Annotated in this window: 19 protein-coding genes and 1 pseudogene; 7 read left to right on the forward strand and 13 right to left on the reverse strand. The window is 51.8% G+C overall.

Annotation, left to right across the window (positions count from 1 at the left end; translation table 11 throughout):
- Window positions 1-398: 398 nt before the first annotated feature.
- From NI000_RS12415 to NI000_RS12435, 5 genes and pseudogenes are all read right to left on the reverse strand, one after another.
- The gene (locus NI000_RS12415; RefSeq protein WP_253410928.1) at window positions 399-2,345 is read right to left on the reverse strand and encodes a heparinase II/III domain-containing protein; all 1,947 of its coding nucleotides are present in this window, start codon (window positions 2,343-2,345) and stop codon (window positions 399-401) included.
- Between the two features lie 39 nt (window positions 2,346-2,384).
- The gene (locus NI000_RS12420; protein ID WP_253410929.1) at window positions 2,385-3,266 is read right to left on the reverse strand and encodes a carbohydrate ABC transporter permease; all 882 of its coding nucleotides are present in this window, start codon (window positions 3,264-3,266) and stop codon (window positions 2,385-2,387) included.
- 14 nt (window positions 3,267-3,280) lie between these two features.
- A pseudogene (locus NI000_RS12425) lies at window positions 3,281-3,538 on the reverse strand (sugar ABC transporter permease); the annotation flags it as partial.
- Window positions 3,511-5,355 (reverse strand): stalk domain-containing protein, encoded by a 1,845-nt coding sequence (locus tag NI000_RS12430; protein WP_309247892.1) that lies wholly within the window; start codon window positions 5,353-5,355, stop codon window positions 3,511-3,513. The gene NI000_RS12430 and the pseudogene NI000_RS12425, both read right to left, overlap by 28 nt.
- Window positions 5,316-5,927, reverse strand: a complete 612-nt coding sequence (locus NI000_RS12435) for a hypothetical protein (RefSeq protein ID WP_253410931.1) — start codon at window positions 5,925-5,927, stop codon at window positions 5,316-5,318. The genes NI000_RS12430 and NI000_RS12435 overlap by 40 nt, the downstream gene beginning before the upstream one ends.
- A gap of 533 nt (window positions 5,928-6,460) precedes the next feature.
- Between NI000_RS12435 and NI000_RS12440 the strand changes: the two genes are divergently transcribed.
- Window positions 6,461-7,462: an NAD-dependent epimerase/dehydratase family protein gene (locus NI000_RS12440; RefSeq protein WP_253410933.1), complete on the forward strand. Its 1,002-nt coding sequence runs from the start codon at window positions 6,461-6,463 to the stop codon at window positions 7,460-7,462.
- Window positions 7,463-7,591: 129 nt separating this feature from the next.
- On the opposite strand, the gene NI000_RS12445 is transcribed toward NI000_RS12440, so the two are convergent.
- The 3 genes from NI000_RS12445 to NI000_RS12455 all read right to left on the reverse strand — a co-directional run bounded on the left by NI000_RS12445 (window position 7,592) and on the right by NI000_RS12455 (window position 11,849).
- Window positions 7,592-8,494, reverse strand: coding sequence for an AraC family transcriptional regulator (locus NI000_RS12445; RefSeq protein ID WP_253410935.1), 903 nt, complete (start codon window positions 8,492-8,494; stop codon window positions 7,592-7,594).
- 159 nt (window positions 8,495-8,653) lie between these two features.
- On the reverse strand, window positions 8,654-10,429 hold the full coding sequence (locus tag NI000_RS12450) for a glycoside hydrolase family 35 protein (protein WP_253410937.1): 1,776 nt from the start codon (window positions 10,427-10,429) through the stop codon (window positions 8,654-8,656).
- A 229-nt stretch (window positions 10,430-10,658) separates the two neighbouring features.
- Window positions 10,659-11,849 (reverse strand): cytochrome P450 family protein, encoded by a 1,191-nt coding sequence (locus tag NI000_RS12455; protein WP_253410939.1) that lies wholly within the window; start codon window positions 11,847-11,849, stop codon window positions 10,659-10,661.
- A 344-nt stretch (window positions 11,850-12,193) separates the two neighbouring features.
- Here NI000_RS12455 and NI000_RS12460 point away from each other — a divergent pair, with 344 nt between their 5' ends.
- Window positions 12,194-12,847: a TetR/AcrR family transcriptional regulator gene (locus NI000_RS12460; protein ID WP_253410940.1), complete on the forward strand. Its 654-nt coding sequence runs from the start codon at window positions 12,194-12,196 to the stop codon at window positions 12,845-12,847.
- Between the two features lie 73 nt (window positions 12,848-12,920).
- Here NI000_RS12460 and NI000_RS12465 read toward each other — a convergent pair whose 3' ends face one another.
- On the reverse strand, window positions 12,921-13,367 hold the full coding sequence (locus NI000_RS12465) for a GNAT family N-acetyltransferase (RefSeq protein ID WP_253410942.1): 447 nt from the start codon (window positions 13,365-13,367) through the stop codon (window positions 12,921-12,923).
- Between the two features lie 306 nt (window positions 13,368-13,673).
- Between NI000_RS12465 and NI000_RS12470 the strand changes: the two genes are divergently transcribed.
- From NI000_RS12470 to NI000_RS12490, 5 genes are read left to right on the forward strand one after another with little or no spacing between them, the layout of a single operon-like run.
- A complete protein-coding gene (locus NI000_RS12470) occupies window positions 13,674-14,255 on the forward strand; it encodes a TetR/AcrR family transcriptional regulator (RefSeq protein ID WP_253410943.1) in 582 nt (193 codons plus the stop codon).
- Window positions 14,256-14,296: 41 nt separating this feature from the next.
- Window positions 14,297-15,163 carry a transporter substrate-binding domain-containing protein gene (locus NI000_RS12475; protein WP_253410944.1) on the forward strand — a complete coding sequence of 289 codons (867 nt, stop codon included), beginning with the start codon at window positions 14,297-14,299 and terminating at the stop codon, window positions 15,161-15,163.
- Window positions 15,164-15,190: 27 nt separating this feature from the next.
- Entirely contained in the window at window positions 15,191-15,835 is a 645-nt protein-coding gene (locus tag NI000_RS12480) for an amino acid ABC transporter permease (RefSeq protein ID WP_010500973.1), read from the forward strand.
- 15 nt (window positions 15,836-15,850) lie between these two features.
- On the forward strand, window positions 15,851-16,609 hold the full coding sequence (locus tag NI000_RS12485; protein WP_253410946.1) for an amino acid ABC transporter ATP-binding protein: 759 nt from the start codon (window positions 15,851-15,853) through the stop codon (window positions 16,607-16,609).
- Window positions 16,610-16,636: 27 nt separating this feature from the next.
- On the forward strand, window positions 16,637-17,851 hold the full coding sequence (locus NI000_RS12490) for a M24 family metallopeptidase (RefSeq protein WP_253410948.1): 1,215 nt from the start codon (window positions 16,637-16,639) through the stop codon (window positions 17,849-17,851).
- A 360-nt stretch (window positions 17,852-18,211) separates the two neighbouring features.
- Here the strand turns inward: NI000_RS12490 and NI000_RS12495 are convergent, their stop codons facing one another.
- The 4 genes from NI000_RS12495 to NI000_RS12510 all read right to left on the reverse strand — a co-directional run bounded on the left by NI000_RS12495 (window position 18,212) and on the right by NI000_RS12510 (window position 22,962).
- Complete coding sequence (locus NI000_RS12495) at window positions 18,212-19,225, reverse strand: S66 family peptidase (protein WP_253410950.1); 1,014 nt, start codon at window positions 19,223-19,225, stop codon at window positions 18,212-18,214.
- 136 nt (window positions 19,226-19,361) lie between these two features.
- The gene (locus NI000_RS12500) at window positions 19,362-19,832 is read right to left on the reverse strand and encodes a hypothetical protein (RefSeq protein WP_010500965.1); all 471 of its coding nucleotides are present in this window, start codon (window positions 19,830-19,832) and stop codon (window positions 19,362-19,364) included.
- Window positions 19,833-20,031: 199 nt separating this feature from the next.
- On the reverse strand, window positions 20,032-20,787 hold the full coding sequence (locus NI000_RS12505; protein ID WP_253410952.1) for a hypothetical protein: 756 nt from the start codon (window positions 20,785-20,787) through the stop codon (window positions 20,032-20,034).
- Window positions 20,788-20,973: 186 nt separating this feature from the next.
- On the reverse strand, window positions 20,974-22,962 hold the full coding sequence (locus tag NI000_RS12510; RefSeq protein WP_253410954.1) for a 5'-nucleotidase C-terminal domain-containing protein: 1,989 nt from the start codon (window positions 22,960-22,962) through the stop codon (window positions 20,974-20,976).
- Window positions 22,963-23,006 lie beyond the last annotated feature (44 nt).

Raw genomic sequence — 23,006 nt, forward strand, 5'->3', positions numbered from 1 at the left:
AGTGAATGGAAATGTGTATTGGATGACAATTATGTTTTGAATGCAAAAATCCAGCAAGCTCAAGACCTGGCTGGATTTTTCCCGTATTTTTAATTATAAATAAAGTTTTCGACAGAATGTCGCAGTTGCAAATATCCGGATTCGTATCGGCATGAAGTCGCCATTGGGTTGTGTTGGCCATCTACTGGCTTTCATCGCCACCTGCATCCATTTTCCCATCGTAAGTGATGTATCGGTGCGTGCTTATATAATAAAAAAATGGCTAACGCTAAGAAACTACCTAAAGAACAAATTGAGATGAATTCGGTCTATGTTCCTCGCAGCGAGTGAAAAATTTGAGGATCGAGTAAGACTATTGGTAGTCCAACAATGGTCCATAATATGGATGAACAAAGTAATTAAAATCGAGTCTGCTTGAACTTAAATATTCGAATTAGTCCATTACATCGACTAAGACTGCCTAAAACGAATCGTATGCCCCCCGACCGTTTGGAGGCTTTCGCCTGAAGGATGATCCTATACAAACACTCCCCCCAAGCATTGCGGAGTTTCATGTCTTCCAATAATATCGTCTCAACCTCAACATCAAATTGAGCGCTGTCATAGTCCATCTTCAGTGATATATCTCCATTTCGGCGCAAGTCGATTCGCCCTCCAACTGCAATCACGGGCTCGCAGCAAGTCATAAAGTTTAGCGTAAACTGGCGCGCCTCATCATTTGCAAACATATACCGTTCTTCCAACTCCACAACTGATAGTGGCGATCGCAGCAACCGGCAGCTACGCTGCCATGAAAGGATACCGGCTTCCACCGGATAAGCTCCCGCTATCTCAAGTGTCAACTGCGTTCTCTCTTCACTTGCTTCATAGTTAGGATACTTTGCGCGGAACTTGCTTCCGTCTTGCTGCATGCACCCATTGATCATCGGCAAACTGTGGTATGCGGATTGCATCGTCCAAATCTCATATCGCTGTGCGCTGAATGTTTTGGCTGTGTATTCTTCTACACCGACATCGATGAAAACAGGAGCCCCGTCTGCATAAATGACAAAGTGACCGACATCATTGTGGTTATGGCTTTCCTCATTGTGACCGCCTTTCATAGCAAGATACAAACCTTGATCCGATGCGCTAGTCTCGCGTGCAGACAAAACCTGAATATTTTCCATCCACATCTCTTTATGAAATGTTAGCGGCTTCTGATCGTTCTCGATACGTTGGTAATTGAAAAGCGCCGGCAGAACACGCAGGAAGGATAAAAATTTCATGTTTTTCCAGCCTTCACTGCCAAACATGCGGTTCGCAGCTATGCCGAGCGCAATCATATTGTCATCCGCGATTCGAGTGCCATATCTGTACACCAGATCCGCCTCTACTAAAATTCGATGAGGGCCATCGGCAAAATTCAAAAAATACCGTTCATGTATATACGCCTTATAGATGTACTGCCCTATTTTTCGAATCAATGGTTCGGTATACAGGTTGAACTTTCCGTTCGATGCCTCAAACAGCAGTTCCAAACAATCGAACAGCGAAGCGCCGGCTTTGTTCCAATAGCCCGGACCTTCATCACAGCCTCCGTCAGACGGAAGCTTAGCTAAATAACGATCGAGACTACTGAGCGCTTTCCGCACCGCTTGTTGCCTGCGCTCAGTATCCTCCTCAATAAGAAGAACTGCACTTAAGCAGTTGGATGTGCACCATGGCGTCCAATTATTCAGCTTATGATCCTCTTCTCGGATCCCCATCCACCAGCAGTCTACCCGCTCCAAATACGGTTCAAGTATACGCCGGCGCACTTCAAGACGAATTCTTTCGCTAATCAACGGATTGATTTGATCTAGAGCAGGACGCAGCAAATAATGAACCCAAGCGAACATATTACCGGTTTCGGCCGCAAAAAGATCGATACCAGGCTGTGTAGAGATATCCGGTAAATCCGGATACCGCTCCTGAGTCATCCGGTTATGAGCGGAAATTACCCAATTCGACTCCTCACTGATCAGCCATATTCCATCAATAAGATCTTTCAGAAAACGCCCTTTATTCTCCACGCACTCCGCAAGCACAAGACTCGTCACAGCCCGTCTGCGCTGATGATAGGGATCGTCAAACCTTGTGCGGTTGCCATTTTGAAGAAACTCCATATACATAGATGCCGTTAACGCCGGCCAGTTGAAATCAATATATTTCTCGCCCTCCGAAATGACGGATTGCCGAATACTTGCAGGAAGTTCATCCCACTCGTTCCGCTGCCCAATGAATGGAAAGGGACGATAATCTGTTTGAGACAACAGATTATCGTCTAAGTGCAGGTCTGAAAACAGTTGATTCAGGCTTATCATGCGTCTTTGCTCCTTTTAAAGCGCTCGTTAATGCTAACGTTAACCTTTAAGTGACCCTACCAATGCACCCTTAACGAAGTACTTCTGCACAAATGGATATACGCACAAAATAGGCACTGTCGCTACCATAATGGTTGCATACTTGATCGTTTCACCGATCTGGAACCTATCCTGATTGGAAGCTGCCGTTGCCATGCTTTCAGTCGAGTTCGCAATCAAAATCTCACGTAGCACGAGTTGTAAAGGATACAGTTTCGTATCTTTAAGGAAGATGGACGCATAGAACCATCCGTTCCATTTGTCGACAGCATAGTAAAGAATCATAACAGCAATGACCGGCATGGAAAGCGGTACAATAATCCGGAAGAAAATCGTAAAATGATTCGCACCATCAATTTTTGCAGATTCCTCCAGACTGTCTGGGATGGACTGAAATGCGGTTCGCATAATAATCAGATTGAACGTACTGATAGCAAAAGGGAAAATTACCGCCCAAAGCGAGTCAATGAGACCAACACCTTTTACGACCAAATAGAGCGGAATTAACCCGCCGTTGAAAAACATCGTCAACACGATGATAATCATGAAGATTTTGTTCCAGAAGACATTTTTACGTGATAGAACATAGGCACCAAGCCCGGTCAGAAACAGATTTAACGTGACCCCAAAGAAAAGGATGAACAGTGTATTTCGATAACCTCTCAAAATACCAGGATTCTTAAATACGCTGGCATAAGCCTCCAAACTAAATCCGAGCGGTGTGAAAAGAAAGCCGCGGTGCGCAACCAGTTTACCTGCGTCACTAACTGAAGCGAATGCGACGTATATCAGTGGATACAGTGTTACAAGGACGAGAACGGAAAGCACAGCATAAACAAAAATATCTAAGAGCTTCTCGGAAAGACTATAATTTTTATCCATAAAACTACTCCTCCTTACCACAAACTGTTTTCACTGATTTTTCGCGTAATGCGATTTGCGATGATCAACAAAGTCAAATTGACAACGGTGTTAAATATCCCAACCGCAGTACTGTAGCTCCAATTAAACTCAAGAAGTCCTTTACGGAAGACGAATGAAGCAATAACGTCAGCGGTATCGTAAGTCAACGAGTTATAAAGCAGGATGATTTTTTCAAAACCAACATTCAACATGTTGCCAATTCTCAAAATAAACATAATTGAAATCGTCGGCCGAGTTTCTGTCCTGGCGTGTAAGAACCTGGCTCATACCATAGCATTTCTAATTCAGAACCTGCGTTCTTATATTTAATTTTATTATCCAAATGCACGGAGGCCAGTCGTCGGTCGTGAAACTTCTTCGCGATCCATAATTCTTCTGGTGAACTAATTTTGCCGTTTGAAGCATCCCCATAGTTTAGGGAACCTACCGGACCGGTTAAGTACGATGGAAAATATGCAGTTTTGTTGAGTCCTGGTGTCTGGTCATAACCGTAACTGGTTCCCAGCGCTGTTTCCATGGAGGAAATGAGCTTAACGATATACTCCAATGTGTATCCCCAATAGCTCGGACCTTCCGCCCATGCCCCGTCAGGCGTGAATTCCAGTAAAATATAATCCTCCAGCGCGTTAAATGCGATGTCCAGCACTTTTCCGCCAAATTTCTGAAGTGTTACCTTTTCGCCTGAAGGAAGGACAATGTCTTTGTCCACATCGCCAATTGCCATCAAAGAGAGAATAGCAGCGCCATTACATACCGCGTTCCAATTATTTGTCCTTGGATAGGTTTGAATCCACCAAACATTTTTATTATAAGCTTCGAGTGTTTTGACAAGCCCTTTTTGAAGGATCGCATTTTCAAGGATACCTCTTTGCTCCGGAGTCCAAGCGTCATACAGCCAATCATAGGCAATTGCAAGACCCTCCATAAATTCCGCTGTATTTAGAAATTCGTTCTCTTCATTCCAGTCATGAAACTGCGATACGGTATACACTTCATTCCAAATTCTCTGCTTATATTGTTCCTTCTTTAATGGGTCGTCGCTCAAATGATAAAGCATCCCCAAATTGATTACGAGCGGCCCTACCTGTCTGGAACTTACCATTCTTCTGCCGTCCGGAAGATCGTTAGTTGGCAGCGACAGCAGCAAATTTTGCTCTCCTTGTTTTCGGATATCTTCATACCACTTGGTGATCGTCGCTTCTCCACTTCCGAGCATAGATTTAATTCGGGTAAAATCAGACTGTGTCGCTAAAATTCTCGGATGCTGCGCATGTCTATTTTGCAATTGTGCAATGGCTTCATCCCCGGTCGGCCTGTCATAAACAATCTCTTTAATCGCCTCTTCGATATAAAACTTTTCATTGTCCTTCGCCTTTATATTTTCATCTACCACATCAAGCGCATCGTCAAAGGGCTTCGTCTTATCGCCAATGACAATAAGCCCTCTCCCTTTACGATCCGTATATACTTGCTTATGAATGATTGCTGCAACGATGTTGGCAGGAACCAACACATCATCAGAAGTAAACTGAATGTGAGGAGACAGATAAGACTGCCCTGCTATAAGGGCTTGCCCCTTTGTAACCACAATGGCTTGACCATCCACCGTTGCTTGAGCACTACCTCCATTGACCTGTACATCAACGCCAAAATATTGGCTTACAAAACGCAAAGGTACGAGCGTATCTTCCCCTACTTTTTGCGGTTTGTTCCATTCAGCGATCGCATACGCCGTTCTCACATTATCCATCAATACATTTGAACTGTTGACCACCATTGTCAAGGCTCCGCCAAGTCTGTCTTTAACAGAAATACCTAGGTCATTGTTAAAATCCATGAGTGAATCCGGCGAAACCGTTGCTAGCAGTTCATCCACGGTCTTTAGCTCGGTGCCAGTATACACGCTCATATTATCCACCAGTGTTGTGAAGCTCTTGGTGCCGTTCATATCATTGGTTAGTGTTGATGGCAGATTCCTTTTGGGCCGAATCCGGACATAATTGATTCCTATCGCACTGCTGCTGTTAGATAACTTGACGGAATCCATTTTTTTACACCGTCAACATATACAGACGTAGTCTGCGCCGACTGTTGATAATCGATCATAAAGGAAAGCCTATGCCATTGAGTAGGAGTCATCACCACACTCTGATCTCCAACCTTTAAGAGGCCATCCGCTCCAAGAGTTCCTAGCGTAATTCCTTTATTATTACTGTCTTTAATTTCAATAAATTTCGACCCGTTGGTATCCAATGATTTAATATCAAAATCAATAATAATTTTCCCAGTTAAGTTGTCAGTTCCAAATCGTTTGGCCAGTCCTACATCGGGTTGATCTGGAACCGATTCGTTAATGCGCAATGCTACACTTGTCCCGTTCGGAACCGTATTACCATCTCTTAATGCCCCGCTGGTTTTTTTCACATCAGCAATACCGGTCAACTCAAAGCCACTTGGTGGCGCGCCTGTCTGTGTATAACTCTCGAAGTCATTCGCTAAGTAAACTGTGGTATCCGATTCCTCTGCGTATACTTGCAAAACGTTTGAGACTCCGCTAATTCCTATTAGGATGCTTAAAAATAGACTAATCCGTTGAAACAAAGTTTTTCTTTTATTCATACACTTTGCTCCTTTCAAACACTTTTCTGATTTTCATAGCTAGGCAGTTCACAATCGCTCAGTTTAATCGTAAAGTAAGCGCATTCAATTTGTTAAAAATTATTATCTTCGAATTTGAAAATCCCCCCCTTTAACAGACTGAAACTGTAGCTTGATTATCCGTCATTGAATACAATAAAAAAATCGTATAAATCTACATTCTTATCGATAATTTCTTTAGCGCGATTGATTCTTTCTCTAGTCTCATCGACAATTTTTCACTACACGAGTGCGTAAAAAAGTACCGTCATCTGCGATACTTTTACGCATTTGACGATACTTTTTTAATTTAAGAATTGTCTTGGGTTGATATGATATTCGAAGCTTGCGGCCCCAATTCGCTTAGCGTAGGTTGCATTTGGTAACAATGTGTAGTGGATCTACTAAAACCAAATGTAGAGAGTGGAAGGCCGTTTTACTTTAATTGACAACCAACGCATATCGTAATAAAATATTTTTACGTAAATATATTTTTTTATAAAGGTGGTGGCTTCATGAACCTGTTAATCTTGGGCGGTACCCGGTTTCTGGGGAGGTTCTTGGCAGAGACGGCGCTGGAGCGGGGGCATACGTTGACGCTCTTTCATCGCGGCCGGCACAGTAAAGACGCATTTCCCGAAGCGGAGCACATCATAGGGGACCGGGAAAGCGAGCTTGAGCTGCTGCAGGGCAGAACGTGGGATGCGGTGATCGATACGTGCGGCTTTGTTCCCCGCGTCGTACGCTCCTCCGTCGAACTGCTGAAGGACCGTGTAGGACATTATACTTTTATTTCGTCCGTATCGGTATACGAGGATCTAACGCGGTTACATGTAAAGGAAGACGCGCCTGTCGCAACGCTAGCCGACGAGAGCACCGAAGACGTGTCGCAGCATTACGGCGCGCTCAAAGCGCTTTGCGAGAAGACGGTCGAAGCCGCTATGCCTGGCAGAGCGCTGCACATCCGGCCCGGTCTGATCGTCGGCCCGTACGATTATTCGGACCGGTTCACGTACTGGCCCCATCGGATCGCGCAAGGGGGAGAAGTGCTGGTGCCGCCCAAAGAGGGGCGCATTCAGGTGATCGATGTGAGAGACCTCGCCGCGTGGGTGATCGACTTGGTCGAGAAGCAGACAGTCGGCACGTTTCATGCCAGTGGTAGCGACTCAACGATGGAGCAGCTCGTCGACGCGTGCACCCGGTTCAGCAGCAACCCCGCCGAGTTTACCTGGGTTAACGAGCCGTTTTTGAGAGAGCAGCAGGTCGGCCAATGGATCGAGCTCCCGCTCTGGCTGCAAAGCGACAGCTTGCTCGGGTTATTCGCCATCGACAATACGAAGGCTTTCGCTTCCGGGCTGACGACCAGACCGTTAATCGATACGGTTCGCGACACCCTCGCATGGGATCGAAGCCGCTCGCCGGAGGAGAAGCGCAAAGCCGGACTGGACCCGACCCGCGAGGCGGAGCTGCTCCGCCTGTGGAATAACAGGGATGCCGCTGCTTTCGGGGCAAAGTGAATTGAAGCGCTTCCAAAATTGGAGGTTATTCGTTCTGGAGGCGGCCGCAGCCGGCAAGAATCACCGGACAACTCCCCCGCGGCGGGGCAGCGCTCAAACGAAAAAACAAGCGCCCCCTCTGCCGCGGAGTTACGAGCAGCCGTCGTGCTTCGGCTTGTAATCGCTCGGGGCTTGACCGGTCCATCGGCGGAATTGCCGTGAGAAGTGGCTCGCGGATTGAAACCCGAGCCGTTCGGCGATCTCCGTCATCGGCAGGTTCGTCGTCACCAGCAGCTCCTTCGCCAAACTCAGCCTTCTTCGGCTGACGTACTGCTTAGGCGACAAGCCGTACACCTTGGAGAACAGCTTCGAGCATTGGCTGCGGCTCAGGTGCAGCTCCTCGGCTACGGCGGAAATCGTCGCCTCTTCATGAAAGCTTCCGGCTAGCCGCTCTTCGATCGCATGAGCGACATCGATCGCAAATAAAGTAGCCTCCTTGGACGAGGCTTGACCGGCGTGCGCATCCCGCTCCCGGATTAACGCAAGTACATCCCGAACGATGAGTAACGTATAAGATTGCAGCAGCAGCCGGTCCTCGAACCGGGGATTCAGCTCCTCGTGCCAAGACACATCTCCATGCGTATCGGGAGCGGCGTAATGCCGCATCATTTCTTCCAATTCCTGAACATAGAACGGAAGCTTCCCGCGGCTCGCAGATCCGGACGGAATATGGGAGTAAGGCGCAGCCCCGAGCACACTCCGCACCTCCGCGTCGTCCAAGTCGAAGTGCACGTTGAAGAATCGGTAATGCGAGCTTGCGGCTGCCGCGGATTCGTGACGGATGCCCGATTTGATCAACAGCCAGTCCCCCGGACGAAGCGTCAAGGAGGTCCGGTTAATGTCATGCACCGATTCGCCCTCCAGGCAGCAGATCAATTCATACAAATGATGATGATGCCGCGGGTACCGCCAACCCGGCGGCTTGATGCCGAAGTGACAGCCGGTCACCTGCAGCGTCTGTGTCATATTAGGAAAATGGAATAAACGGTCCATGCCGGTGACCGCTCCCTTCTGGCCAAATCCACGCTTTCCCTCAATGTAACATGTTTCGCAGCCCGATGTCATCTTGAAGCGGGTTTACAAATATTCCTACAAAGCACAAAAAACCGGCGCCAACCCTTGTCAGGTTGGCACCGGCCTCATCGTATACTATTATACCGTTACCTGCGATACCGGTCCGAGCTCCGGCTGGTCCGTGAACGTCAGTTCCCGCTTCTCCGTTCCATGAAGCTCAAACACGACGATCTCGTTCTCGCCTTGCCGCAGCAGCGGCGCAGGGATATACAGCGTCTGCTGCGGCCCGCGCTTCCAGTAGCGGCCCAGATGGAAGCCGTTGACGTACACGATGCCTTTGTTCCAGCCGTCGAGGCGCAGGAACGTATCCGCCGGCTGCCCCTCGATCGGCAGCACCGCGCGGTAAAAGCCCGGGTATCCCGGCTCCGCTTCCTTCCCGTCAAAGCTGACCGGGGCTACGTCCTCCAGCGGCAGCGGATAGATGTTCCAGCCGAACAGGAACTGGTTGCCGTGGCGTATGCCTTCCGTGATACCTTTGCGGTCGAGCATGAACGGCCCGTAGTTGATCCGGCCTAGATTTTCGACCAAAATGCGCAGCGTCGCTCCGCCCTCTGGCACGGCGAACGATACCTTTTTGCTCGGGTCCCAGCGCTCGATTACACCGAGGAACTCGTCGTTCACATAAACCAACGCCCGGTCGCGGCAATCCTGCAGCACAAGCTCCCGTTCCTCCCGTGGTCCGGAGATGAACGTTTCGTACAGGATAAATCCGTCGTTTTGCCCGACCGCTTCCATCGGCTCCGGGCACGTGTGGCGAACCGGCTCCGACAGGCTGTCCAACTGCCCGAATAGCGAGGCTGCTTCGCGAACCGGCACGCTTCCATAGGCGGCCTTCGGAATCGGCTGCGGCAGCTCAAGCGGCGGCAGCTCCATGTAGCGGGACAGCGTTTCCCGCACCGCGTAAAACTTATCCGTCGGCTCGCCGGATTCGTTCAGCGGCACATCGTAATCGTAGCTGGTGATCGTCGGCTCGTAATGATCGCGCTGCGGACAGTTCGCCCCGCTCATATAGCCGAAGTTCGTTCCGCCGTGGAACATGTAGAAATTGACCGAAGCGCCGAGACGGAGCATATCGTCGAATACGTCCGCCACGTCCTTCGCGTCCCGCGTATGGTGATTCTCGCCCCAATGGTCGAACCAGCCGTTCCAATATTCCATGCACATGATCGGTCCGTCCGGCTGGTATTTCCGCAGCATCTCGAACGCTTCCTCCGCCCGGGACCCAAAGTTCACCGTCTCCAGCACGCCAGGAATCATGCCGCCCTGCAGCATGAAATGCTCCGGTCCGTCGGAGGTGAACAGCAGCACGTCCATCCCCCGCTGCAGCATCGCATCCTTCAAATAAACCAGGTACGCCCGGTCGTTGCCGTAGCTGCCGTACTCGTTCTCGATCTGCATCGCGATAATCGGCCCGCCATTCGTGCACAGCAGCGGCTTCAGCAGCGGAAGCAGCACATCATAGTACGCATCGACGCGGTCAAGATACGGCCGGTGCATGCAGCGCACCCGCATGCCCGGATCAGCGAGCAGCCAAGCCGGCAGCCCGCCGAACTCCCACTCCGCGCAAATGTACGGGCTCGGCCGCACGATCACATGCAGACCGACCTCACCGGCGATCTCAACAAAACGAACCACGTCCGCCAGCCCGTCAAAACGAAACTGGCCCGGCTTCGGCTCGTGTAGATTCCAAGGAATATACGTTTCTACGGTATTGAAGCCGCAGGCTTTCAGCTTAAGCAGGCGATCCTGCCAATACTCGGGCACCACCCGGAAATAATGAATCGCACCGGAAACAAGACGGATCGGTTCCCCGTCCAGACAAAATTGCCCGTTTTGCACATCGAACGTCGCCATAAGAGCACCCTTTCTGCATTCGGTATTCTTCCTTTATCTTAGAACGTCCGCGGACAATACCGAATAGCCAAAGCGTCCGATTATTTGACCTTTTTTTCCGTTGTTCGGGCGTAGCACCTTCGCAAAAGCTGAACATGCCGCTCCCTCTGCCTTTAGAACGCTACGGGAAGCTTCGTCAAGCCACGTAACACCAGATTGGGCCTCCAGAGCAGTTCTTCGGCCGGAACCTTCAGACGCAGGTGCGGCAAACGACGCAGCAAGCCGTCAGCCCAATCTGTCCTTCCAGCCTGGCCAGAGGCGCACCGAGGCAAAAGTGAACGCCCGAGCCGAACGCCAAGTGACGGTTATTTTTCCGCTCAACATCCAGGATGTCCGGCTCAGCGAACCGCCTCGGGTCCCGGTTCGCCGATGCAAGCACGGCCATAACGAGTTCCCCACGGGGAATGACGGAGCCTCCGAACTCGACCGTTTCGCCGGCATAACGCTGCGTAGCCATCTCCACCGGGCTCGTATAGCGAAGCAGCTCTTCGACGGCACCCGGGATCAGCCCAGGGTCGCGAGCAAGCTTTTCCCTCTGCTCAGGGTGCTGCAGCAGAGCCAGCGTCCCGTTGCCGAGCAGATTGACCGTAGTTTCATGCCCTGCGATCAGCAGCAGAAAAGCCATAGCCAGCACTTCGCCCTCGCTCAGTTGGTCTCCCGCCTCCTCCGCCCGAATGAGTGCCGTGAGGAGATCATCCTTCGGACGATTGCGCCGCTCCGCAAAGAGAGCCTTGAAGTAATCGGCCAAAGCGAAGGTGGCCGCAAGCTGCGATTCGTCAGGCTCCAAAATACCGGAGCTGCCCACGATCACATCCGACCACCCCCGGAACAGATGCCGGTCTTCCGCCAGAATGCCCAGCATTTCCGCAATAACCGTGATCGGAAGTGGATAGGCGTATTCGGTAATCAAATCCGCCTCTCCCTTGCCCTCCATCGCATCAAGCAGTTCCTCGGCAATCCGCCGAACCTTTTCGCGCATTTGTTCGATCAGCCGCGGAGTAAACGCCTGATGCACGAGCCCGCGCAAACGGGTATGATGCGGTTCGTCCAAGTCGAGCATATTTTGAGCAAGCTGCTCTAACAACTCCGGCTGCTTAGGCAGCCGCTCCAGCTCCTCCGGGGTTTTGGCATTGCGCAAATCCTTCACGAACCGGTCGTCTTTGAGCAGCGCCTGTACGTCATCATAGCGCGTAATCAGCCACATCCCTTGCCCGTCCGGCAGCTCTGCCCGATATACCGGCGCGTTATCCCGCAAATACGCATACGTCGGATACGGGTTCGCCTTGAAGGCCGGATCGAACAAATCAACCGGCCGCCGAACCGCGCCGCCCTCGCCAAAGACAGGGTCCCGCTCTACTTTCGGAAATGCTTCATGTTCCATGGCTCCTCATCCTTTCCGTCAATAAAAATGAACATTAATTCATTTTTAAATCCAAAAAAACGACCTGCTTCAGCCAGCAAGTCAATTCCGCTCCGGGGAACGCAGCTTCCTTCGTCGGAACGGTCTCGGCTCGGGGATAAGAAAAGTTGCCATGTTTCCCGCCGGATCAATAATGAATTAAAGTTCACTATTCACATTACACCTGCCTCTCCGTTTCTGTCAAGAGGTATTCAAGCGCAGCATTCGGCGAAGATTATCGACCGCCGGTCCGAAGGTCGAATGCCCTAGTCCTTGACAAGAAGGGTCGCTTTCCCTATATTCACTAATGAATGGGGGTTCACGATATGCAGGTGCTGAAAGAAGAGCTTCGCCTCTCCATTATTCGCATTGCCCGGGAATCGTTTCTGGAGCAAGGCTACGACAAAACCTCGATGAAGGATATCGCCCTTAAACTAGGCGTATCCGTGGGAAACTTATACCGTTATTTTCCGAACAAGGAAGCGCTGTTCGAAGCCGTAGCCAAGCCGGCGTACGATCGGCTGCTCACGTTCATTTCTGACCATGAAGCGAATCCCCCGGCGGAATTCAACGGGCTATCCTTCATGAACGAACTCGGCGAAATCCTGTCCGATCTGCTGCGCACACACCGCGAAAGTCTGCTCATTCTGCTATACGGCAGCAAGGGAACGAGCTACGAGTATACGAAGGAAGAGCTCGTTCATCAGATGACCGAGCACCTGCGCATGCATTTGACCGATTACAACTCCCGCTGTCCGGACGCCACCCCGGCCGACGGCAAGCTTTCCCCTGCGGCCTCAGGCGCAGCAGCGCCGCTTGACGCAATCCCGATCAATCCGCAAGTTTCGCGGCCGCTTACCGTCGCTTTTTTGGAAGGATATTTTGAGATCATCCGTCTGCACGCCGATCCGGAGGATATTCGCGAGATGACCAAACATTATGTGACCGTCTGGTTTAAGGGATTGTTAAGCTTGATGTAGGTGACAACGGCTATAGAGCTTTGGCCCGCTATCGCTATTGATGCGGGTCTTTTTGCTTGTTGATCGCAACGGCTCAGACCATAAAGTAATTGACCCAATCGACCCGAACGCCGCCCAATTGGTCGAAAAATCGTTGCGCTCGCTTATTATCGGGAGCTGTAATCCAAGTCATGTGGGCATAGCCCTGATCCTTCGTGTAGCTTTGACATTGCAGAAACAGCCGCCTCTCTACTTCCGTATCCCGGTAGGGCTCAAGCACAAATAGGTCGTTCATTATTGTAATGTTATCGGCTTTCATCGTGCTGAAGGTAAAGTATAACGTGGCAAAACCAATCATCTTTCCATCTTGTTCGGCTACAAACTGCACCCCTCCTTGTTTTTTGAGCAGAGCCCAAATCAGATGATGTATTTTTTCAGTGCCCGGCCATGGTTTCTGATAAAAGCCAACAATATATTCATGCATCAGTTCAGTCAATCGGGGTACGTCCTCAGCTCGGGCATTTCTTACCACAAATGGCATAAAAAAACCCCCTTAATGATGATGCATAATTATACATTTTATTGAATTCACATACAATCAACTTCGCCAAAAAATGTCCACAACCTATCCCCAATATCTGGATAACTTATCTTTCCTTAGGATATCCTATAAACGACTCCCTCCAAATTTCGACAAAATTCGCATATTGGGACTTGACATGGAGGCACGTTTAAAATATAGTAAACCCATCGGAATTAACCTTAACTGACTCGTCAGTTAAGTGGAGAGGGGCGATGGAAGCTGCCTGCTTTACCGGAACAAGATCAGGATCGCCGTCAGCAGCTGATGGCCGCGGCTCTGGACTTATTTGCCCGCAAGGGATATCACGGCACCAAAATTTCCGACGTGGTCAAAGCCTCGGGGGTGTCGCAAGGCACATTCTACTGGCATTTTCAAAGCAAAGAACAGCTCGCGCTGGAGTTAATCGAAAGCGGCAAAGAGAAGCTGATCAAAGTCATCGAGCAAGGCTACCGCAAGCACGCAGGCACGGTAGACGACATGGTGAGCTCGTCCGCGCGGCTGCTTACGGATCTGTTCGCATTTGCCGACCGGAACCGCGATCTGATGGCTCTGCTGCTTATGAAAGGCCAAGGCGCCGATCCGCCGGTGCGGGAAGCCGTCTCGCAGACCTGGATCGCGTTCGAGGAAGCGTTCAAAAGCAACATTCAACGGGCCATTGAGCTCGGGATGCTGCCGGGGACGAACGATTTGTCGCTGCGGGCAAACATTCTCGTCTGTTTAATTACCGGCGTGCTAGCCAAATGGCTGTTCGGACCCATGCACGACGTCGGTTTCCAATCCACGTATTCGCCGGCGCAAATTGCCGAAGAAACCGCCAAGTTCGAATTCCGGGGCTTGCTCGGATAACCTATAACCCATCTACGAAGACCCACAAGGAGGCAACTGTTATGTCTATCAAATTAAGCAAATTTGTGAAATCCGTTTCGCTGCTGAGCGTTCTTGCGATCGTGATCGCGGGCTGCGGAACCAAGCCTGCCCCCGCTCCGGCACCGGATGCGAACGCCGGCAAGAAACCGGCCGAGACGACAACCGCCGCTAACTCGCTTGAGCAAATCAAGAAAGCTGGCAAAATCAGAGTCGGGCTCATGGGCACCTATGCTCCGTACAACTTCCTGAACGACAAGCACGAGATCGACGGCTTCGATGCGGACGTTGCCAAGGCGGTAGCGAAACGTCTGGGCGTTCAAGTCGAATTCATCACCGGCGAATTTTCCGGACTGATCGAAGGGCTGCAAAAGGACAAGTACGACGCGCTCGTAAGCCAGGTCACGATCACCGAAGACCGCAAGAAAACGATGGACTTCTCGACACCTTACGTGAAAAACGCCGTGAATGTCATCGTCAAAAGCGACAACACCACGATCCAAAAGCTTGAAGACTTCAAAGGCAAAAAGATCGGCGTCGGGCTCGGCACGAACGACGAGAAATATTTGCGCGACGTCGCGATGCCGAAGGTCGGCACGTTCGAAATCGCCACATATAACGATGTCATCACGTCGCTGAAGGACCTGAACGTCGGCCGCATCGACGCGACGATCAACAACGTATTCGCCATCAAGCCGTTGGTCGAGAAAAACCAATTCAAGGTCAAAGCGGTCGGAGATCCGATTAAAGAGGATTTTGCCGGCATCGCCATCCGCAAGAACAACCCGGAACTACTCGACGCGATCAATAAAGCGCTGGCCGAGATGAAGACGGACGGTACGTTCAAAGAGATTTTCCAAAAATGGTTTGGCGTAGACCCGAACTTCTAATCAGCGCGGACCGGGAGGATGCACGGCATGGAACTGGTTTTACAGAACTTCCAATTTCTATTGACGGGCGCGTATTATACGCTGCTGATCACGATCGTCTCGATGTTCTTCGGACTCATCATCGGGATGGTCGTCGCCATCGCCCGCCTCAAAGGAAATTGGCTCATAAGTAATCTGGCCAAAGGTTACGTATCCATCATTCGCGGAACCCCGATTCTGGTACAGATCTTCATTATCTATTACGGACTACCCGACTACGGGATTACGCTCGGGCCGCTCACAGCGGCCTTTATTTCACTTAGTATCAATATTGGCGCCTACTTGTCCGAGACATTCCGCGGCGCGATTCTATCCGTGCCCAAAGGGCAGACGGAAGCCGCTCTGTCGCTGGGCTTAACGCCCTGGCAGACGATGCGGCGAGTCGTGCTGCCGCAGGCGGCCCGTGTGGCGATCCCGCCGATGGGCAATACGTTTATCGGGATGCTGAAGGAGACGTCGCTCGTGTCCGTCGTTACCGTGACCGAGCTGCTGCGCTCCGCCCAACTGCTTATTGCACAGTATTATGTTGCGATGCCTTTTTATATTGCCATTGCTATTATGTATTGGGTTATGAGCATGTTCTTTTCGTACATTTTAGACCGCATCGAATCTCGTTTGTCAAAAGCTTATTAAGGGCGTGTGATCTGCATGATCGAGGTAAACCAACTCGGCAAAAGCTTCGGCGATCTGGTCGTTTTCCGCGACATCAATCTACATATCCGCTCCCGCGAAATCGTGGTCCTGGTCGGCCCGAGCGGCTCCGGCAAAAGCACGCTGTTGCGCTGCCTGAACGGGCTGGAGGAGCCTGACGCGGGATCGATCCGGGTGGGCGATGCAGCATGGGACGCCTCCATGGACGCTGCAAGCAAGAAGCAGGCGATCCGGCACATCCGTACATTAACCGGCATGGTGTTCCAGTCGTTCAATCTATTCCCTCATATGACCGCCTTGGAAAACGTGATTATGGCTCCCACGACTGTTAAAAAGATGAACCAGAAGCAAGCCGTCGAAATCGGAGAATCGCTGCTCGCCAAGGTGGGATTGCTCAATAAAAAGGACGAATATCCTTCCCGGTTGTCCGGCGGCCAGCAGCAGCGGGTTGCGATTGCCCGGGCACTCGCCATGCAGCCACAGGTGATGCTGTTCGACGAGCCGACGTCCGCGCTCGACCCCGAATTGACGGGTGAAGTACTGTCCGTCATGAAGCAGCTTGCCGCGGAAGGCATGACGATGATCGTCGTCACCCATGAGATGAAGTTTGCGCGGGAAGCGGCGAACCGGGTTATTTTTATGAGCGACGGCAAAATTCAGGAAGAAGGCACGCCGGAGCAATTTTTCGTCCAGCCGCAGACGGAGCGGGCTCGCAAGTTTTTGCGGCAAATCGAAGGCGCGCTGGAGACGGAGTAACGAGTAAGATTCGAAGGAGTGGACATTGTGGTTCCGAGCAAAGCAGAGCATTTGAAGAACGTCGCGGAGCGTGCACGGGCGATCATGGAGAAGGAAAATGTGGAAGCGCTCGTGGCCTCGAGCTGTGAAAATTTCTACTACTTGTCCGGCCACCCCAGCACGTTTATGTATACGCTGCGGATGAATGAAGTTGCGCTGGCCGTCATGTTCCGCGACCCGAGCCGCCGCACGGTGATCATCATGAACGAATTTGAAGCCGCGGGCGTTCCGGCGGATATGCCCGGGTGCGAGCTGCGCACGTACCCGACCTGGGTGGACGTCGACGATCCGCTCGGGCTGCGCGGCGCCAAGTACGAAGGGCGGCGGCCCGTAAACCATCAAGTGCAGGAGATGTTCGGGCTGCTCGGGCAGGTGCTGGCCGAATACGGAATCAACGGCGGCAGGGTGGCCGTGGAGCTGAACTCCATGCGGTACCCTGCCGTGAATGCGCTGCGCGAAGCCGTCCCGGGCTTGGAATTCACCGAAGCCGGAGCCATCCTGACCGAGCTGCGCGCGCTCAAGACGCCTTGGGAAATCGCACAGCTGCGCAAAAGCTGCGAATACGCCGAAATCGGCATCGCCGAAACGATCAAGGGAATCCGGGCCGGCAGCTCGGCGGCGGAGATTGCCGACGCCTTCCGGCTCGCGCTGTTGACCCATGCCGACGGCTCGTCCTCCCGCTTCCATATGATTTCGGTCGGGGCGCATTTTGCGCCTGCGCATATTTTCGACACGCGTCCGGGTCAGCCGGGCGATCTGATCAAATTCGATGTCGGCGTCGACGTGGCCGGCTACGGCTCGGACATTGCGCGCACGTTCGTGCTCGGCTCCCCGTCGGACACGGTGAAGCGCATCTACGGCGCGCTGCGGGCCGGACACGACCGGCTGCTGGAGCTGATCGAGCCCGGCATGCCGATGAAGCACGCTTTTGACGAAGTGATGCCGCTGATCCGCCGCTCGGGCCTCCCGAATTACAACCGGGGCCATCTGGGCCACAGTGCGGGACTGAGCCTCGCGGCCGAGGAAGCCCCGTTCCTGAGCCCGTCGGAGGAAACCGTCTTCCGTCCGGGCATGGTCATCTGTCTGGAAACGCCGTACTACGGCTACGGTGTCGGCTCGATCATGATCGAGGATATGGTGCTGGTGACGGACAACGGCTGTGAGCGGCTGAATAAGCTGTCGCGGGATTTGATTTCGTTGTAGATGAAAAAAGGTCAAAAAGACTCGTTTACGTTTTCTTCAGAGTGTTGAGAAAGTGGTCATTGAGATAATAGAGGTTACGAGGGGGCAGGGTATCCACTTCCGACCGCTGCTCCGCCCCACAAAGTGAAGTTGAATCAGGGAAGCTTAGTCCGAGTACTTTGCGGGGACCCCGGGTCCTCGGGAAATTTGATTGGAAGCCGCTTAGCAGCGGGTATTTCCCGCAGACAAAGGCGAACGCTATCGCTCCTACAGCAGATACCCCACCTCCGTATGTTTCTCTATTTCAGTTAAAAGCTCTTTCTCAATAAACTCCAGATACGTACACACTGTCTTTTTGACCTTTTTTGCTTAGGCTATGGGCTATGGCATAAAAACTTGCTTTACGGTCCCTTTGCCGTCCTTGACCTCGATTTCGGCGTACGCTCCGTTGATGAACGTCATCTGCGGCGGGACATGGCCGCAATCGATATCGTAAACAATAGGGACCTGCAGCTCCTGGGACAGCTCTTGATAAACATCTTCGGCCGTGTAGCCTTCAACCGGCTGATTGGCGCTGCTGCGGCCAAACATAATACCCGTACAATGCTCAAACCATCCGGCTAGCTTCATCTGCACCAGCGATCTGCGTAAATCCGTTGTGGACAGCTCGCAGTTTTCCAGATACCAGACGATAGGGTCTTCATGGATAAAATGCTTCTGGAATTGCCGCACGTCGCCGAACGGGGTGCCGATCAAATGCCGGATGATATCGATACAGCCGCCAAGCATACGGCCTTGCATGCTCGTTTTTGCCCCGGACACGGTTTTCCAATACGTAGGCTCGGTTAAATGGTAGATGCACGGCGAAGGGTCGGCGTGTTTCCATTCCTTCTGATATTTCGGCGAGGAATGCTGGAGGACGGATTCGCCCGTTTTCGTCGATAAGACCACTTGCCACATGGCGGTTGTCTCGTCGGAATATTCGCCTCTCAAATCAACCAGATTCGTTCCGTGAGCCGTCGCCAGGCCGGTTTTTAAAGTGACCACCAACAGCAATGCGCTGATATCCGAATATCCTAAAATCCACTTGCTCGGTATATTTTCAAATTCAATATATTCGAGTATCTCGATCAGCAGCTCCCCACCCCAAGGCGGGATGATCATATCAATTGCGTCGTTGCTCGTCATGGCGTTGAATTCGTTCGCGCGGACTTGAGCCGGCGCGGACTTGGCCTTCTCTTGCGTCCATACCGTTTCTCCGCAAACGACGTTAAAGCCTCTGCTCTGCATGCGGCTGCATGAGAGCTTGACCAAATCATGCAATGCCGAGGGCACCCCGGAGGACGGGGCGATTACACCAATCGTTACTCCTTCTTTGAAACCCGGATAGTTCATCGTAAGTCCCCTTCTCCCAATTTACACGATATTACCAAAACTAGCTTTTTGGAGCAACCATAATCGGACAGCTGTATAAAAAACAAACTAGACACCCCAAAACTGGAGTGTCTGATTTATTAAATAACTGAATATATTAAATTCCTTTTACTCGAAGCGTATATTTAATATCTTCTTTTGAACCGTCGTTTGTGACGATGACTTCATGATAACCATGGCGCAAGTTTTTAGAATCTATATACTTTGTAAATCGATAATTATTGGACGAGTTTGCATCAGCTCGAAAAACTTCCTCATAGTTATCCGGGTCATTCTTATCCGGATAGTAATAAATGACGACTGTCACAGGTTTTTTCGTTGAAGATGTGTAACCTACCCGAACGCTTTTACCGTCGCTTGCCGCATAGTCATAATTCCAAGTGTCGGTACCATTTGAAGATAACCATTCGTCTTCGACTTCGAGTAAATAATCCCCAGGCGCAAGAGCTTCAATTCCATCTTGTGATATAGCGTTTCGATCGACAGTTGTGATTTGCGCCGATGCTCCAACGGGAATTGCTCCTACAATTGCTACGATTGCTGCCAGTGTAATAGCTATTTTCTTCATTAATGATGCTCCTTTCTATTTGATAATTATAAAATATATTATTCTTCCTTCTTTTCGTAAGATTTCGATTATCTCACTGAAAACAAGCATTATCTTGCAAAAAAAATGTCGAAGTATGTTGTGATATAGAACAAACGCAATGAATGAACTAGAAAAAGCCTGCTTGAGCCGTCATAAGCTCAAACAGACTTTATTCTTCTTATCCTTGGCTGTTAGCCGAGTCCGCGGCAGGCGCAGCCGGACGTTGTCCCGGCTTGCGGTCTACGAATTTGCCGATTGCATCGTCCAGGTTCGATTTGATTTGGCTGATGAGCTGGTCGCGGCTAATGCCTTTGTCCTGCGCGATTTCAGCCAGCGATTTGCCTGCTTTCATCGCGTCGGTGAGCTCCTGCTGGGTAATACCCAAAATCTTCGTCAGATTCTCGGGATTGCCCCTCATCCCGAAAGCTCCTCTTCCGCCTTTTTCACCGTGCTGACCTTGCGGCTTCGTCGCGGTCACGGCTTTCTTCAAGTGATCTGCCAGACCGGATTTACGCTTGTCCGCTTGATCCTGCGTGATCTTGCCCGCGCTCACCGCATCGTCAATCGCCTTCGTTTCAGCGTCGGTCAGCTTTTGGATGAGGGCGTCTTCCGTCAAGCCCCCTTTTTCCTGCGCGACTTGCGCCAGCGTCTTGTTCTGCTTCAGCTCGTCCATCAGCGTTTTCTCATCCAAGTTGAGCAGCGTGGCGGTTTCTTTCAGGATGTTGACGCCGTGGAAGCCGTGCTCTTCCCGGCCGAAGCCGCCCTTGCCGAACTTCCCGTGCCCGTGTCCCTGCTGCGCGCTATCTGCGGTTGTGCCGCTTTCCGTAGTTGCCGTCGTTGCGGCATATGCTTGAGAGTAATATAATCCGGCTCCTCCGAGAAGAAAACCTGCTGCAATGGTTCCTGCCATCAATTTTTTTCCGATTGTTTTCATGGTTTATTGTCTCCTTTGATTTCGAATTTGTGTTTCACTTACACTTTGAAGTATAGGAGCTGTACATTAATGGAACCTTAGTTTGGGCTGAGCGTTGGTTGAGCGGAAGCTGAATAAATGCTGAAAATGAAAAAAAACAAGCCGGGTGCTGCCTCACAGCGGGCAAGCATCGGCTTGTTTTTGAATTTATTTGCTGAGGATGTTCCAGACCAAGTGCGCCACTTCCGCCCGCGTTGCCTGTTCCTGCGGGGCGAACTGGTTCGATTGCCGCCCCTCGACAAGTCCGAGCTGGGCCAGCCCGGATACCGCCGCTTTCATTCCATCCGGCATCGCCGCGTCATCCGCAAACGGCGACTTCGCTGCGGCGGGCAGCGTTTTGCCTGTTTTTTTCTCGTACAGCCATTTGGCGAGGAGCGCCAGTTCCTGCCTAACAACCGGTGTCGTCATATCTTCGCCGTCCAGTCCGAGCTCGTTCCACACCGAGGCGTTTACTTTCCCAGCCAACGCCTTGGACACCATCTCGCCTGCCTCCTTGCGAGACAAGCCTGCGTTGGGGGCGAACCGCCCTTCGCCCGCGCCGCTTACGACGCCTACATCGGTCAAGCCTTTGACCGCCGCATGCGCCCAATGCCCCGATGGTACGTCGGCGAAGCCTTTGACAGCGATCCGTCCCTCCGGCTGGACATGAACCTGCTTCTGCTTGGAAGCATATGCCGCAAGCAGTTCAAAATCCGTCAGCGCCTCTCCTGCGCCGACAAGGGGCTTTGCTTTTGCAAACATCGTATAATTATCGCCGCCGGTGAACATATAGTTGGACAAGGCAAGCGTATAGACGGCGTCTTTGTCGATCGGCTGCCCGCCGATTCGAGCGTTCCGCACCCGCTGACCGGACGGCTTGTCCGCGTCGTATTCATAGGCGATGCCGGAAACCTGCAAAAAGCCCCCTGCCAGCTTCTCCACGCCGGAAACTCCGTTTTCCAGCGCCTTGAGCACCATCTCTCCGGTCGCTTCCACCTTCACGATCTTGTTGCCGAAGGGCAGAATCGACTTGGCGTCCTTTAAGGTGAAATCGCCTTTTTTGGCGCTCGCCCGAATGCCTCCGCCGTTCGCAAACGCGATATCGGTCCCGTAATAATCACGGTACGCGTCAGCGATCCAATTGCCGATGGCCGTTTCCCGGAAACGGGATTCGTGGTTATCCCCATACGGCAAATCACCGGCTAAAGAGGCTACCTTTTTGCCCAGCTCCGCATCCAGCTTGGCTTGGTAATCGGCCGCCATCTCGGCAAGCCGCTTGTCCTCTTGGACGGTTTCGTCAACTTTCAATATCTCATGCGATAAACGGATCGTCCCATCCGTTTCTTTGTTAACGACAAGCCGGATGATCGCCCCCATGTTGCCTTGAGGCGAGAAAATGAACCGGCTGCCGCCGTCGACCTCATGGACGAACGATTTCTCTTCCGCTTCCTCTTCGGTAAAAACCGCCCGGATGTCGGGAACGGCCGCCAGCAGCGCTTTATCGTCCGCAACCGGCTCCTGCGTCAACGCCACGATCATATCCACTTTCGCTTGTTTCAGCTTGTTCACCGCTTTTTGCGCGGATTCAATCACGTTCAGGCTTTTAACCCGCTCGTCCCGCATTGTCGTTTCCATGGCGCTGGTCAGGCCGAGGATGCCGATGCGGATGCCTTGCTTCTCCGTGACAACGTACTCCGGCACTTGACCGAACGGCTTGCCGTCGCTTCCGGTCAAGTTGGAGGAAATCCACCGAAAGCGCGAATTGTTGATCAGCTCCAGCGTATTGGGGACGCCTGCGTCGAAATCGTGCTGCCCGAAATTCGCGACATCGACCGGAATCCGGCCCAACGCTTCCACCATCGGATGCCCTTTGAAGACGCCGCCGAATAACGTCCCGCCGCCCAGATCACCGCCGAAAGCGACGATTTTCTCGCCCGGTACGCTGTCCACCAGCGTCTTCACCCGGGCTACCCCGCCGCGGGTGCCGAGCTTGTCGGTCACCGGACTGATTTCGTGTCCGTCGTTGAAATACAGCAAGGATACAGATGGACTGCCGGAGGCTTCCGCCCGGACGCTGGAGATGCTGCCACTCCATGCCGGAATGGCCAAGCCAACCGCCAGCAGCGCGATGCCTAACTTACGTGCCGTCTTGTTCATGCTCCACCTCGTTATGTAGAAAAATATGCCTGCTTCTCGTTGAA

The organism is Paenibacillus tyrphae, from assembly GCF_024158745.1.
Classification (GTDB): Bacteria; Bacillota; Bacilli; order Paenibacillales; family NBRC-103111; genus Paenibacillus_G; species Paenibacillus_G tyrfis_A.

What these genes read in the sequence shown, in the direction of transcription:
- NI000_RS12415 (WP_253410928.1), bottom strand. Translation starts at nt 2,345, where the DNA reads ATGATAAGCCTGAATCAACTGTTTTCAGACCTGCACTTAGACGATAAT.
- NI000_RS12420 (WP_253410929.1), bottom strand. Translation starts at nt 3,266, where the DNA reads ATGGATAAAAATTATAGTCTTTCCGAGAAGCTCTTAGATATTTTTGTT.
- NI000_RS12430 (WP_309247892.1), bottom strand. Translation starts at nt 5,355, where the DNA reads ATGGATTCCGTCAAGTTATCTAACAGCAGCAGTGCGATAGGAATCAAT.
- NI000_RS12435 (WP_253410931.1), bottom strand. Translation starts at nt 5,927, where the DNA reads ATGAATAAAAGAAAAACTTTGTTTCAACGGATTAGTCTATTTTTAAGC.
- NI000_RS12440 (WP_253410933.1), top strand. Translation starts at nt 6,461, where the DNA reads ATGAACCTGTTAATCTTGGGCGGTACCCGGTTTCTGGGGAGGTTCTTG.
- NI000_RS12445 (WP_253410935.1), bottom strand. Translation starts at nt 8,494, where the DNA reads ATGGACCGTTTATTCCATTTTCCTAATATGACACAGACGCTGCAGGTG.
- NI000_RS12450 (WP_253410937.1), bottom strand. Translation starts at nt 10,429, where the DNA reads ATGGCGACGTTCGATGTGCAAAACGGGCAATTTTGTCTGGACGGGGAA.
- NI000_RS12455 (WP_253410939.1), bottom strand. Translation starts at nt 11,849, where the DNA reads ATGGAACATGAAGCATTTCCGAAAGTAGAGCGGGACCCTGTCTTTGGC.
- NI000_RS12460 (WP_253410940.1), top strand. Translation starts at nt 12,194, where the DNA reads ATGCAGGTGCTGAAAGAAGAGCTTCGCCTCTCCATTATTCGCATTGCC.
- NI000_RS12465 (WP_253410942.1), bottom strand. Translation starts at nt 13,367, where the DNA reads ATGCCATTTGTGGTAAGAAATGCCCGAGCTGAGGACGTACCCCGATTG.
- NI000_RS12470 (WP_253410943.1), top strand. Translation starts at nt 13,674, where the DNA reads ATGGCCGCGGCTCTGGACTTATTTGCCCGCAAGGGATATCACGGCACC.
- NI000_RS12475 (WP_253410944.1), top strand. Translation starts at nt 14,297, where the DNA reads ATGTCTATCAAATTAAGCAAATTTGTGAAATCCGTTTCGCTGCTGAGC.
- NI000_RS12480 (WP_010500973.1), top strand. Translation starts at nt 15,191, where the DNA reads ATGGAACTGGTTTTACAGAACTTCCAATTTCTATTGACGGGCGCGTAT.
- NI000_RS12485 (WP_253410946.1), top strand. Translation starts at nt 15,851, where the DNA reads ATGATCGAGGTAAACCAACTCGGCAAAAGCTTCGGCGATCTGGTCGTT.
- NI000_RS12495 (WP_253410950.1), bottom strand. Translation starts at nt 19,225, where the DNA reads ATGAACTATCCGGGTTTCAAAGAAGGAGTAACGATTGGTGTAATCGCC.
- NI000_RS12500 (WP_010500965.1), bottom strand. Translation starts at nt 19,832, where the DNA reads ATGAAGAAAATAGCTATTACACTGGCAGCAATCGTAGCAATTGTAGGA.
- NI000_RS12505 (WP_253410952.1), bottom strand. Translation starts at nt 20,787, where the DNA reads ATGAAAACAATCGGAAAAAAATTGATGGCAGGAACCATTGCAGCAGGT.
- NI000_RS12510 (WP_253410954.1), bottom strand. Translation starts at nt 22,962, where the DNA reads ATGAACAAGACGGCACGTAAGTTAGGCATCGCGCTGCTGGCGGTTGGC.